This is a genomic window from Mycobacterium riyadhense (assembly GCF_963853645.1).
Lineage (GTDB): Bacteria > Actinomycetota > Actinomycetes > Mycobacteriales > Mycobacteriaceae > Mycobacterium > Mycobacterium riyadhense.
This window is the reverse complement of sequence record NZ_OY970456.1, coordinates 5,757,545-5,771,071: the sequence shown is the minus strand read 5'-3', so window position 1 is coordinate 5,771,071 and position 13,527 is coordinate 5,757,545. Positions and strand designations below refer to the sequence as shown.

At 67.9% G+C, this 13,527-nt stretch carries 7 protein-coding genes, 1 tRNA gene and 1 pseudogene; 3 read left to right on the top strand and 6 right to left on the bottom strand.

Annotation, left to right across the window (positions count from 1 at the left end):
* Window positions 1-14 precede the first annotated feature (14 nt).
* Window positions 15-1,625, bottom strand: a complete 1,611-nt coding sequence (locus AADZ78_RS25335; RefSeq protein ID WP_085252096.1) for an adenylate/guanylate cyclase domain-containing protein — start codon at window positions 1,623-1,625, stop codon at window positions 15-17.
* 156 nt (window positions 1,626-1,781) lie between these two features.
* On the opposite strand from AADZ78_RS25335, the gene AADZ78_RS25330 reads away from it, so the two are divergent.
* Both AADZ78_RS25330 and AADZ78_RS25325 read left to right on the top strand, forming a co-directional pair.
* A complete protein-coding gene (locus AADZ78_RS25330) occupies window positions 1,782-2,987 on the top strand; it encodes a DNA polymerase III subunit delta' (RefSeq protein WP_139828920.1) in 1,206 nt (401 codons plus the stop codon).
* Between the two features lie 67 nt (window positions 2,988-3,054).
* Window positions 3,055-3,127 (top strand) — tRNA-Thr (locus tag AADZ78_RS25325).
* An 11-nt stretch (window positions 3,128-3,138) separates the two neighbouring features.
* On the opposite strand, the gene AADZ78_RS25320 is transcribed toward AADZ78_RS25325, so the two are convergent.
* Both AADZ78_RS25320 and AADZ78_RS25315 read right to left on the bottom strand, forming a co-directional pair.
* The gene (locus AADZ78_RS25320; RefSeq protein ID WP_204800543.1) at window positions 3,139-4,527 is read right to left on the bottom strand and encodes a PE family protein; all 1,389 of its coding nucleotides are present in this window, start codon (window positions 4,525-4,527) and stop codon (window positions 3,139-3,141) included.
* 170 nt (window positions 4,528-4,697) lie between these two features.
* Window positions 4,698-6,506 carry a hypothetical protein gene (locus AADZ78_RS25315; RefSeq protein WP_085252371.1) on the bottom strand — a complete coding sequence of 603 codons (1,809 nt, stop codon included), beginning with the start codon at window positions 6,504-6,506 and terminating at the stop codon, window positions 4,698-4,700.
* Here AADZ78_RS25315 and AADZ78_RS25310 point away from each other — a divergent pair.
* Window positions 6,472-7,416, top strand: a complete 945-nt coding sequence (locus tag AADZ78_RS25310; protein ID WP_085252370.1) for an NAD-dependent epimerase/dehydratase family protein — start codon at window positions 6,472-6,474, stop codon at window positions 7,414-7,416. The genes AADZ78_RS25315 and AADZ78_RS25310 overlap by 35 nt on opposite strands.
* A 1-nt stretch (window position 7,417) precedes the next feature.
* On the opposite strand, the gene AADZ78_RS25305 is transcribed toward AADZ78_RS25310, so the two are convergent.
* From AADZ78_RS25305 to AADZ78_RS25295, 3 genes and pseudogenes are all read right to left on the bottom strand, one after another.
* On the bottom strand, window positions 7,418-8,293 hold the full coding sequence (locus AADZ78_RS25305; RefSeq protein ID WP_085252369.1) for a phytanoyl-CoA dioxygenase family protein: 876 nt from the start codon (window positions 8,291-8,293) through the stop codon (window positions 7,418-7,420).
* A gap of 860 nt (window positions 8,294-9,153) precedes the next feature.
* Window positions 9,154-10,236: pseudogene (locus tag AADZ78_RS25300) on the bottom strand (fatty acid desaturase family protein); the annotation flags it as partial.
* A gap of 13 nt (window positions 10,237-10,249) precedes the next feature.
* On the bottom strand, window positions 10,250-13,495 hold the full coding sequence (locus tag AADZ78_RS25295; RefSeq protein WP_372510547.1) for an MFS transporter: 3,246 nt from the start codon (window positions 13,493-13,495) through the stop codon (window positions 10,250-10,252).
* Window positions 13,496-13,527: the final 32 nt, after the last annotated feature.

Here is a 13,527-nt window from a genome sequence, read left to right as displayed (position 1 = left end):
GCATGCCAGCGTGGTCAGCGGCTGGCCTCGGTAGCGACCTCCTCAGGTGCGCCGGAAACGTCCTCGGGCGCGGCCAGATTCAGCGGGCGGGCTAGCTGGGTGGGTGCGGCGCGCCCGCGGAGCTCGACGACCTCGCCGACATCCCAGCACAACGCCTCGGCGTCGAGGGCACCGCTGACCGCGATCGCCGATGCCAGCACGTGGCCTTCCTCGAGCTTTGCCAGCTCGGTGAGCCGGGCGGCCTCATTGACTGGGTCGCCGATGACGGTGTACTCGAAGCGGGCCTGGGCGCCGATGTGGCCGGCGATGGCGCGCCCGGCCGACACGCCGATGCCGAATTCCGCCGAGCCCAGCACCGGGAGAAGCTCGTCGTGCAGCTCACGTGCGGCGGCCAAGGCGCCACCGGACGCATCGGGGTGTTCGATCGGTGCGCCGAAGATCGCCAGCGCCGCGTCGCCCTGGAATTTATTGACGAACCCGCCGTGCCGGCCGACGGTGTCCACGACCACCCGGAAGAACTCGTTGAGCAGGCTGACGACCTCGGCGGGCGGTCGAGTCGCGGCCAACTGAGTGGAGCCGACCAGATCGACGAACAGCACCGCCACGTCGCGCTCTTGGCCGCCCAATTCCGTGCCTCGTTCGATAGCCCGCCGGGCCACGTCTTCGCCGACGTAGCGACCGAACAGGTCACGCAGTCGCTGCCGTTCGGACAGGTCGCGCACCATGTCGTTGAAGCCGGCCTGGAGCAGGCCCAATTCGCTGGCATCGTAGATCTGCATGTGTGCGTTGTAGTTGCCGCGCTGCACCTCGCTCAGCGCCCAGCGCAGCTGGCGCAATGGGTCGGCGATCGACATGGCCACTAGCAGGGTGCTGACGGACCCGATGCCCAACGCCGCCAGGGCCAGCAACAGGATGGGATTGAACAGCGACTCCGGCGTTGCATGTATCAACGACACCTTGTCGGATCCCACGGCCAGCACGATCGCCAGCAGTGGCACGGCGGTGGACAGCATCCACGCCAGCATCAGCCGCAAGATGACGCCGGGCGCCTGCACGTTTTCCGGCACACCGCTGCGCAGTGCGGCTACAGCAACGGGCCGTAAGACGCGCTCAGACTGCAGGTAGCCGATGATCGCGGTGGCCGTGGCGCCCAGGGCGGTGGCGACCGCCACGACGGGCGCGGCGTAGCGGGCCACCGACCAGCTGGCGACGATAAACACCACACTGCCGACGGCCCACGACGCCACGCTGATCAATGTGCGGTAGAACGGCATCCGCAGCGCGCGGCTGCGGGCTAGTTCGGTGGCGGACGGATCGACCTCGGCCAGCAGATTGTCGCGGCGCTGCCACCGGAATACTGGCATCAGCAGCTTCAAGTTCCACGCGAATCCCGCGAAGAACAAGAGGACGACTGCGGTAAGGAAGATCGTCAGATTGAGGCTTGGCAGATCCTGCAGTTCGATGCGGTCGTGGGGCGGCAGACCATAGCGCAGGAAGCCGAGGACGAAGAGGCCCCCGATGATGTCGGCCTGCAGCATGCTCAGCGAGAACACCGGCCACGGCGTACGCACTACCCACCGGACGAACGCATTGATTCGCCCGGGCAGTGCCGCCGTGGTTGCCATACGCCCACCGTATCGGGAGGCAGTGACTCGCCGGAAACTCTTGAGCGCCTCGGCAAGTCCGCGAAACTGGACGAAAGCTGGGGGAAAGATCACGGAATTGTCGCGAAACGGATGCTGATCGGTATCTGTCGGTGACGGCAACTACTGTTGCCGATGATGTCCGGGGTGTTTACGCGGCTGGTAGGCCAGGACGCGGTCAAAGCCGCGCTGCTCGCGGCCGCCAGAGCGGCCCGCGGTGATTCAGGACACAGCTCGCCGGGTGGCGGGACTATGACACATGCGTGGCTCATCACCGGTCCGCCCGGTTCCGGGCGCTCGGTTGCGGCATTGTGCTTCGCGGCCGCGCTGCAATGCACCGGAGATTCCGAACCCGGGTGCGGGCGCTGCCGGGCCTGCACGACGACGATGGCGGGCACCCACGCCGACGTGCGTCGAGTGATTCCCGAAGGGCTGTCTATCGGCGTGGACGAGATGCGGGCCATCGTGCAGATCGCGTCGCGCCGGCCGACGACCGGGCGGTGTCAGATCGTGGTCATCGAGGATGCCGATCGGTTGACCGAAGGCGCTGCCAACGCCCTGCTGAAGGTTGTCGAGGAACCGCCGTCGTCGACGGTGTTCCTGTTGTGCGCACCGTCGGTGGATCCCGAAGACATCGCGATCACGCTGCGATCCCGATGCCGTCATGTCGCGCTCGTGACGCCGTCGACGGCCGCGATCGCCCAGGTGCTGATCGACAACGACGGGCTGACCGCCGAGACGGCGAACTGGGCGGCATCGGTCAGCGGTGGTCACGTAGGCCGGGCGCGCCGGCTGGCCACCGACTCGGAGGCGCGGGCGCGGCGCGAGCGGGCGTTGGGCCTGGTGCGCGACGCGGCGACGCCGTCGCGCGCATACGCCGCTGCTGAGGAGTTGGTCGCTGCCGCCGAAGCCGAGGCGGTGGTGCTGACCGCGGATCGCGCCGAGGCCGAGACCGAAGAATTGCGGACGGCTCTTGGGGCAGGTGGCACCGGCAAGGGCACCGCCGGCACGTTGCGCGGTGCCACTGGCGCGATCAAGGATCTCGAGCGCCGGCAAAAGTCTCGGCAGACCCGGGCCTCGCGGGATGCGCTAGATCGCGCACTGATCGACCTGGCCACCTACTTCCGGGATGCCTTGGTGGTCTCGGCGAACGCGGGTCAAGTGCGGGCCAACCATCCGGACCTGGCCGACCGGGTCGCCGCCCTGGCCGCGCATGCCGCACCCGAGCGGCTGCTGCGCTGTATTGAGGCCGTGCTGGAGTGCCGCGAAGCGCTGGCGATCAACGTCAAACCGAAGTTCGCCGTCGACGCCATGGTCGCCGCTATCGGCCAGGAACTGCGGTAGTCACTTGGGTGGGGCGGCTCGACTGCCGTAGACTCGTGCCGCCCGGCGCGAGGGCGCCACAGGCAAAGCCGCCTTAGCTCAGTCGGTAGAGCGATTCACTCGTAATGAATAGGTCGGGGGTTCGATTCCCCCAGGCGGCTCCGTTGCGCGGTTACATCAACCCGCTCACTCCGTTCGCGCCCAGCAGCAACCCGCCTGCACCGCCGCTGCCCGGGGTGCCCGCGGGTGAGCCGGACCCAGCGTTGCCACCGTTACCGCCGTTGCCGATCAGCTTGGCGTTGCCGCCACTGCCGCCGTTGGCGCCTGTGACGGCCGCCGCCGTTCCGCCTCCGGCCCCGCCGTTACCGCCGTTGCCGATCAGTCCGGCTTCGCCGCCGAACCCACCGCCTCCGGTCCCGCTGGTATTGCCAAACCCGCCGGCGCCGCCGTCGCCGCCCGAACCAAAGAGGATGCCGGCGTTCGCTCCGTATCCGCCGTTTCCGCCGAAATCGGTGCCGATGCCGCCGGCGCCGCCGTCGCCGCCGGAACCGATGAGCATGCCGCCAATGCCACCGGCGCCGCCTTGCCCGCCCGCGAGGCCCGATCCGCCGGTGCCGCCGGCCCCGCCGGCGCCGAAAAACCCGCCATTCCCGCCGGCCCCGCCATTGCCGCTGTTACCGCCACCGGTCGCGGCCCCGCCTGCTCCGCCGGCCCCGCCGATACCGATAGAGGTGGCGTTGCCGCCGTTGCCGCCGCCGCCCCCGCTGCCGGCCCCTCCGGGCCCCCCGGCGCCGCCGACGCCGCCCACGCCAAACAGTCCGCTGTCTCCGCCCGCGCCGCCTGCGCCCCCGCCTTGACCGCCGGTGCCGCCGGCGCCACCCGTGCCGCCGGCGCCGAACAGCCAGCCGGTACCGCCGGCGCCACCTGCGCCACCGTCGCCCATCTGTGAAAACCCGCCGGCGCCCCCGGCCCCGCCGGCGCCGAATAATCCGCCTGCGCCGCCGGCCCCGCCGGCGCCGCCGGTGCCGGATAGTGAGGCTGCGCCAGCTCCGCCGGCCCCACCGTTGCCGAACAACCCGGCTGCCCCACCGTTACCGCCAGTTGGGTGGCCGAAGCCGCCGGTCCCGCCGGCACCGCCACTGCCGATCAACCACCCGCCGGGAGCGCCGTCTTGCCCGGTTCCCGGTGCGCCGTTGGCGCCGTTGCCAACTAGTGGGCGTCCGGTTAGGGCGAGTGCGGGCGCGTTGATCACATCAAGGAGTTCCTGCAAAGGCGAGGCGTTGGCAGCCTCGGCGCTGGCATACGACCCCACACTCGCATCGAGGGCCCGCACGAACTGCTGATGAAACGCCTCTGCTTGGATGCCGAGGGCCTGATACGCCCGGGCGTAGGAGGTGAACAGCTCCGCGACAGCGGCTGACACCTCGTCCCCGGCGGTGGCCAGCATGTTGGTGGTTGGCACGGCCGCCGCAAGGTTGGCCCCGCTTATTGTTGAACCAATGCTCGCCAAATCTGTTGCAGCCGACGCCATTACGTCCGGTGTTGCTATCAGAAAGGTCATCTATACCCCTTTGACGGCCCAGCTGGCCTGGTCTTTATTGACACGACCGCGGGGTACGAATCATATCTTCGACTGGTGAAAGGGGTGTCGGTTTTGACGACGGCATATACCAACCCCGCCTTCGCACAAGACCGCCGCATCAAACAATTCGCCGGCTCTCCCGCGCGGCCTCACACCGGCGCCAGAAACCCCACCGGCCCAGCGGCGATACACACCGCCAGCGCCGTGGTGTTGACTCGCACCGTGATCGCATCTCCTGCGCCGGGCAGCCTGACAAAGACCCGGTTGAGACCCGGGTGCAGGGCAACCTTGCGTTCGGGGCCGTCGGCCAGCGACAGCGTTAGCGAACCGTCGCTATTGGCCAAGTAATTCAACTCGACGGTCCAGTCGGCGGGCAGCAGCGGGCCATCCAGGCTCAACCGGGCCGGCTGGTCCGGCTGCACGAAGTAACCGCATTGCGCCGTCGGGCCGGCAACAATCGTCCGGACCCAAGTCACCTTCGCGTCGACCAGCCGACCCGAGCTGTTAAACATTCGCAATTGCGTTGTACCGGAGGTGAATTCGGGTCGACGATCTAGCAGAGCGAACATGTGGCTGGCAAGATTCTCCGGCCACGCGACTCGTTGCAGCACTAGCGGATCGACTTCCTGATCTAGCAGCGGTGTATTCGACTGCGCGGCAGCCAAACTGGCACGGGCATTCTTCAAGTAGGGCTCGGCGGGGTTGTCGCGCCAGCTAGTCAGAAACGTCGCCGTCGAAAACAGGCTGCTGGCCAAAAACAGCAGGGTCACAACGCATGTGATCACAGTGCGGGGCCGCGAGGCGTCCAGCCAACGTGCGCCGTAGCGCCGGTTGGGGGCGGTGAACGCCACGGCGGCAAGCAGCGCCAGCACCACCACGAGATCGGGAAAGTATCGCAGCGTCTGGGCCAATTCGAGCGCGGTGAATCGCGACGATCGCATCAGATAAATCGGCACCTGGCAGGCGACCATATAGCCCGCCGCCGTCAGCCACACCAGGCCGATGCGCTGTTTGCGCATCAGTGACAAACCAAGCACCCCAACCAATACCAACCAGCCGAGCACCATCACCAGGGGTGGGGGAGTGGCCCACGGGGACGCCGGCGCCCACCGGTCCCAATGCCATGGCCCACCGGCCAGACCCGGCACGATGCCGTGGGTGATCGAACGGCACAGCAGATCCCAGGTCATCGTCAGGTCCGAACTCCAGCGCCGCTGGTTCACCACGGCCAGGTACAGCGCCACCCACCCGACGGTCAGCGCCAGCGACGCCACCCATAGGCGCACACCGCCGCGCCACACCGTGTGCAACACCGCCGGCTCGCCGCGCACGTGACACAGCAACGCAGCCACCGCGAACGCAACGAAGGGAATCACCGCGGCTTTCTCGAAGAACAGCAGGCCGCCGAAATAGACGAGCACCCCGGTTGCCGCGTATCGCTGACGGCCGGTGCGCACCAGCAGCACAGCATCGCCACACACCCAGGCCAGCGCCGCCAGCATCGGCAACGAATTCAGCGCGGCCGCCCACCAGGCGAATCCGGGCACCGCCAGCGGTGTGAACAGCGCGAACGTCAGCGGGATCAGTAGCACCGGGCGCCAACCCAAGATCACATACAGGGCCCGCAACAGCGCCAACGAGGCCAGCAGCTGCAGCACCACCAGGCTGATCGCCGGTCCGGTCCACACCAGCGGCGCTTGCCGGATAATCGCCCCGGCGATCAGGAACGCGCCCGGCATCACGTGTCCGTCGTGGTCGTCGAACAGGTACGACGGCGACAGCAGGCTCTGGGTGCCGGCCCTCCCGATGAGAATCAGATCGTCCCAGTAGAAATAGCCGCCGAACGCCAGCACCGCGCGAATGCTCAGCTGCATGGTGATGAGCGCCGCGGCGCCCAGTACGACCCGCCGGTATGGTGGGCCGGTGCGCGCACTGGTCACCGGGGCAGCCGGTTTCATCGGGTCGACGCTAGTCGACCGTCTCCTGGCCGACGGCCACACGGTGGTGGGGCTGGATAATTTCGCGACCGGTAAGGCAGTCAACCTCGAGCATCTGGCCGACAACCCCGCGCATGTCTTCGTCGACGCCGACATTGTCACCGCCGATTTGGAAGCCATCCTCGACGAGCACCGGCCGGAGGTGGTGTTTCACCTGGCAGCCCAGATCGACGTGCGGAATTCGGTGGCCGACCCGCAGTTCGACGCGTCGGTCAACGTCATCGGAACCGTGCGGCTGGCCGAAGCAGCCCGGCGCACGCAGGTGCGCAAGGTCATCCATACCTCGTCGGGCGGATCCATTTACGGCGTCCCGCCGCAGTACCCAACGCCCGAGACGGTTCCCACCGACCCGGCGTCGCCGTATGCCGCGGGCAAGGTCGCCGGAGAGATCTATCTGAACACCTTTCGGCACTTGTACGGCCTGGACTGCTCGCACATCGCGCCGGCCAACGTCTACGGCCCCCGCCAGGATCCGCACGGCGAGGCGGGCGTGGTGGCGATCTTCGCTCAGGCGCTGCTCTCCGGCAAACCCACCAGGGTATTCGGGGATGGCACCAACACCCGCGACTACGTGTTCGTCGACGACGTCGTCGATGCGTTCGTCAGGGCATCCGGCGATGCGGGCGGCGGGCAGCGCTTTAACATCGGCACCGGGATGGAAACCTCAGACCGACAACTGCATTCGGCGGTGGCGGCGGCCGTCGGCGGACCCGACGAGCCGGAGTTTCATCCGCCGCGGCTGGGTGACCTGAAGCGGTCCTGCCTAGACATCAGCCTGGCCGAAGAGGTCTTGGGCTGGCGGCCGAAAGTCGGGCTGGCCGACGGCGTGCGCCGCACCGTCGACTACTTCCGCCATAAGCACACCGACTGATCTATAGCGCGACGGGGCGCTCCAGTCGGTCCGCAACCGCGTCGAGGAAGGGGTGTCTGTCGCCGTCGAGGTAGTCAGCCGGCGGTCGCCAGTCGATACGACCCATCTTGCCCGCGAACAGCCCGTAGCCGATCAGCTCCTGCAAGCGGGGTTCGAAGCGGCGCACCAACTCTCGCGGAATGCTGAGCTGCTGGTTGACCTGCTGACGCACGAATCCCGCGCAGAAGTTGATGGTCAACGCCGGCCGCGGCGCATCCGTGCGGTTAGCCGCAGCGGTATGCCAGAGGCTGCCGTTCCAGACCAGTGCATCGCCGGCCTTGATCTCGATGGGTTTGCCCTCCGGGTACGGTGGCGATGGCTTCTCGGCCCAACGATGTGAACCGGGTACCACTTGTGTTGCGCCGTTGTCCGCGGTGAAGTCGCACAACGCAATCAAAGCGTTGCACAACAGCGGCTGATGCGGCCGCGGCAGCGGATACATCTCGTCGTCGCAATGCAATCGCTGGGCGACCGCGCCCGGCAGCTGGTTGCTCGTCATGCACCACGACAGCAGACAGTCGTGGCCGAGCACGCCCTCGACCACCGGCAGTAACTTCGGGTGCACCGGAAGCGCCTCGTAATGCGTCCCGTGCAGCAGCAAGTTGTCGATGCGCACCCAGTCGTGGTCGGCACGGCTCACCGGGACAAGCCCGGGCCACGACAGCCCCTTCACGACCGTGGTGGAGTTGGCGATGACCGTCGGCAACTCTCGCTCCAGCCGACGTGTATCGGCCAGATACGCAGCGACTGAAGCCGCGTCGAGGACATCCTCAACGACGGTGTAGCCGAACTCGCCGATCTCGCCGACGTGGCGCTCGACCGATGAGTCCTGAGTCATCAGGCTGGGAGCAAATCCTTTTCCGGCTCGCCCTCGTCGCGGTCGTCGTCTGACGTGGTGACGTCGTCAGGATCGAACATCATGCCTCCTGCTGGGCCGAAGCGGGTACGGCGCCAACTGTAAGCCGCCAATCAGGGCAAACGCTAGTCCGAAGTTGCGTTGGGTAGCGACAGGGTGGCGATGGTGCGCCACGCCTTGGCGGCCTGGGTCAGGCGAGCCGGTTGCTGGGCAGGTCGGGGTAGAGGTGGTGCTCGATCTGATACCCGACTTGGCTCATGGTTCGCAGCTCGGCATCGCTGGAGCCCGCTTACCTGTGAGTTTTCTTCGGGACGCGTCGAAATTGTGCAGTAAACCCAGACCTGCGGCGCGCCGCTGGAGTCTTCCTGGTGGGCCGGCCACTCAAGCGCACCTGGACGCGACGATAGCGAGCCGGGGCTACTCCGAACTGCGGTGGCGCGCACCAGGACTCAAAATTTGGCGCGAGGTTGTGCTCTGGCTGTCTGTATTGCTCTGTAGTCACATCCGCAACTCTGGCCCGCGCCGGAGGCTATGGTAGCGCTGCCCACCTAAGAGCGACAACGCGGTTTCTGCAGGTCAACGCCCACCTCGGGACCCGCACGGCCACCACCAACGTGGGCGCAACACCGCAGCTCAGGCGGTTGTCGCTGCAAGCCGGGCGCATCGGGTGTCGTCGCCGGGCGCAGCGACACATGTGACTGTTGTGACGCTGCGATGTGCCCGATTTATGGTGCGCACCAATTTGAGCCAAGACAGGGCGTCAGGGCGCGACTGTGCATGACGTCCTGCACGTCGACGCGGTTTGATGCCGGCAACGCGCCCTGGCTGACTTGCTACCTCGCGGGTAGCGACAGGGTGGCGATGGTGCGCCACGCCTTGGCGACCTGGGTCAGGAGGGGTCCGCTGGTGTAGGGCAGGTGGTATTTGTCGCAGATTTGGCGCACGCGCGTCGCGATCTGGGCGAGCCGGTTGCTGGGCAGGTCGGGGTAGAGGTGGTGCTCGATCTGATACGACAGGTTGCCGGTCATAAACGCCAGCAGCGGCCCGGCATCGATATTGGCGCTGCCCAGGATCTGTCGCAGGTACCAGCGCCCCGTGGTCTCGTTGTCCAGGTCGTGATGGGTGAACGTTTCGGCGCCGTCGGGAAAATGACCGCAAAGCACTACAGAGTAGATCCAGATGTTGCGGATGACGTTGGCCAGCATGGTCGCGGTGGCGGTGGCGGTGAAGCTCGCCCACGGCGACAGCGAGGTCAGCGCCGGGGCCGCGAGGTAGTCCTTGGCCAGCTGGCGGCCCGCCTTGGCCAACCGCGCGCGCAACTCCGCCGTCGCCGCGGCGCGATCGGCGCGAGCGTTGAATAGCGTGCGCAGCTCTAGACCCAGGTGCTGCAACGCGACTCCCCACTCGAAGCCGAGGGTGAGCATGGTGTTGAACAGCAGGTTGGCCAGGTGGTGGGTGCGCCAGGGCTGATCGCGGGTGACGCGCAGAAACCCGTAACCGACGTCGGTGTCCATACCCAGCACGTTGGTGTACTTGTGGTGCTGAAAGTTGTGGGTGAACCGCCACCGTTTGGCGGTGCCCGCCATGTCCCATTCCCACGACGACGAGTGGATCTCGGGATCGTTCATCCAATCCCACTGCCCGTGCATGACGTTATGACCGATCTCCATGTTCTCGACGATCTTGGCCACCCCGAGGGTCAGCGCCCCGGCCCACCACGCCCAGCGCCGGCAACTGGCCGCCAGGACCACACGCCCGCCGACCTCAAGGCCACGCTGGACGGCGATGGTGCGGTAGATGTAGCGCGCATCGCGCTCACCACGGCAGTCCTCAATCTCGGTGCGGATCGCGTCCAATTCGACTGCCAGCGCCGCAACGTCTGCCTCGGTCAGACCGGCCAACACCGACACATCTGAGATCGCCATCGCCGGCCCACCGCTACACCAGCGCCATGATCTGCGGCAAGGCCTCACGCGCGGCGACCCGACCCGCCTCACGTGCGCGATCGATCTGGTGCCACTCCAGTAACCCGATGTCGCTCGTGTCGGGCTGAATCGCGACGTCGGCCTGTGCCAGCACCGCGGACTGCGTCATCGCGCTGCCGATTGTCATGGTGCGAACGAGGGTGTCGACAATGCCCGGAACGTGGGCGGTGCGTGCGTGTTTCGGAGCAGACGCGGGGCGTGGCGAACGACGGGCGCCGATGCCGACGGCAATCAACGGACCCTCCTCCCCGGACAGCGAAGCTACCGGCAGGTTGTCCAACACGCCACCGTCGACGTGCAGCGACCCGCCGTAGGCGATCGGTGCGTACAGGCCCGGCAGCCGCACAGAACAGGCGACAACGTCGGCGAGCAGGCCGCGGCGGTGCACGACCGGGCGCTTGGCCATCAGGTCGACGCTGACGCAGCGGAATTGCTTCGGCAGCTCCTCCACGAGCAGTTCCCCAAACGAGCTGTGCAGGCCGGCGTGGGTGCGTCGTCCGCGTATCAGCCCCTTGGTCGGCAGCGTGTAGTCGCCGGTCGGGTTGTTGCGCACGCTGTACTCGTAGACGTTCGCGTCGACCGCGGCCGCGTCCATGCCCGTGGCAGCGAACGCCGCGATGATCGCGCCCATACTGGTGCCCGCGAACCGGTCGACCACGATCCCAGCGGACTCGAGTTCCTCCAGCACCCCAAGGTGGGCGAAGGCCCGGGCCGCCCCACCACCGAGGACCAGTCCAACCGACCGGCCCGCGAGGCGCGCCGCGAGTGGCCGCAGGCCGGCGGCAACCTGTCCGGGGTGCACCTCATGCATCGACCGCGGGGTGATCAGTTCCTCCCACGCGCGCCGGTGCTCCCGGCCCACGTGTCGTGCTGCTAGGACGAGATCGGCCCCCGTCGCTCGGGTGGGTAGCAACCCCGATGGCGGTGCCGGATCACCCGTGACCAGCACGAGGCGATCGGCGACGCGTAAGCAGAAGTCCCGCCAATCTGCATCCTCGACCGCCGCGTGCAGCACCACCTTGTCCGCGGCCCGCTCGGCGCGTTCCAATCCGTCGCGGTCGACGCGGCCGGGATCCACGACCTTGAGCCGGGACGAGAGCGCGGTGACCAGTTCGCGTGCCACCAATGAGACGGGCGCGTAGTGGTCTACCCCGACCACCGCGACGACCACTTCGGGCGTCCGGCGCGGGACGTTCGCCGGCGCGGTCTGGTGCAGCCGGGTGGCCAGGACCTGCACTAACGCGCCGAGCACGCCGGCGTCGGCGATCTTGTCGAATTGGGACTTGGTGAGTCGCACCAGCGTGGAGTCGCGCACGGCCCGAACCGAGGCCGAACGCGGCGCGGCGATGAGCAATCCGAGTTCGCCGACGACCTCGCCGCGACCCAACTCCGTGACCACGACGTCGTCCCGTAGCACCTGCAGGCGCCCGCTACGCACCACGTAGAGCGCATCGGCCGGCTCGCCCGCACGGAATAGGTACGAGCCAGCCTCCAGCTCGACGTGCTCGGCGCTGTTCCGCAGTTCGACCAGGGCGACCGCGTCCAGCCCGGCAAACAGCGGCAGGTTCGCCAGCGGGTCGACCTCGGGGGAGGTTGCCGGCCGTTGGTCGGCTGCCGCGGACACCCGGCGGGGGGTCGGCCGCCGCGCCGGCGGATTCGGTTGCCGTGTGGCCTCCCGGCCAGCGTCATCCGCGGCGACGTGGCGGGCGCGGCCCAGGAACATCGCTCCGAGTGCGACCACCACAAAGCACAGCGCGGCCAGCGCCCAGCCCCGCCGCAGCGCCTCTTCGGCGGCGCCTCGCGCCGGCGTGCCGATCACGACCACCAACAGCGCGATGCCGATCACGGAGCCGACCTGCCGGGCGCTGCTGACCACCGCCGACGCCGTCGCGTAGCTGCCGCCCGCGCTCAGTCCGGCGAGGGCGGCGCTGCCGAGCAGCGGCAACGTCGCGCCGACTCCGACGCCCTGCAACAGCTGGCCGGGCAGCCACTCGCCCAGGAAGTTGGGTGTGGAACCGACACGCTCGAGATACCACAGCAGGCTGCCGGCCCAGATCAGGGCGCCGACGACGACGATCATGCGGTAACCATGCCGGTCGGCGACGCGGCCGAGCACCGCGGCGACGACGGCCGCGACGAGCGCCGCGGGGGCGATCGCGAGACCCGCTCGCAGCAGCGGGTAACCCCAGATGTAGTGCAGGAATAGGACGTGGGTGAGCAGATACCCGTAGAAGCCGGCGCTCGCGACTACCGTCAGGGCGTTGCCGGCCACGAATGACCGGATGCGTAGAAACGCGGGGTCGATCAGCGGCGCCCGGTGGTGTCGCGAGCTCAGCACAAACCCCGCCATCGCGACGGCCCCGGCGACGGTCGCGCCGATTGTCGCCGAGCTTGCCCAACCCCAGTCCGGCCCCTTGACCAACGCGAGCGTCACAAGCCCGAGCGAACTCGCGAGCAGCGCGGCCCCCCGCAAATCCGGCACGCGGCGCCGACCTGACGCGCGGCTCTCGACCAGGCCCCGTCGCGCGACGACCACGGCGACAATGCCCAGCGGTAGGTTCACCAGGAACACCCATCGCCAGCTCGATGCCTCCACGAGGGCACCGCCGATCGGCGGGCCCAGGCCCGACGCGATCGCCGCCGCCGAACCCCACAGGCCTACCCCATGCGCGCGGCGCGCGGCATCGAAGCCCTCGACGACCAGCGCCAGTGACGCTGGCACCAGCACCGCTGCTCCGATGCCCTGCAGGACCCGGTATGCAATCAGCCATTCGACGCTGTCGGCGACCGCACATAGAGCGGACGCGACCGTGAACAACACGACTCCGTAGATGAACATCCGCTTGCGCCCGAGCAGGTCGGCGAACCGGCCCCCCGCCACCAGGAAGGCCGCGAACGCGATGTTGTAGCCGTTGAGCACCCACGACAGGCTGCTGATGTCTTGGCTGTGGAAGTACTTCTGGATGGCCGGGAAGGCAATGTTGACGATCGTGGAATCCAGAAATGCAAGAAATGCGCCGAACGCCGCGACCAGCAGCACCGCGATGGATGTGGGCTGGCGACGTCGAGTGAGCGGTGCGGGGCACCTGTGTGCCTTGTGGTGGCGTCGGTCGGCTACAACAGCGTCGGTAGAGACAGCACCGACAGGCCGCGCCGGATTGATCCCGGGCGGGAACGACGCCAGATCCGTTAACGTCACAACTACCCCTTTCCGGCTGGATCAAGATCGCG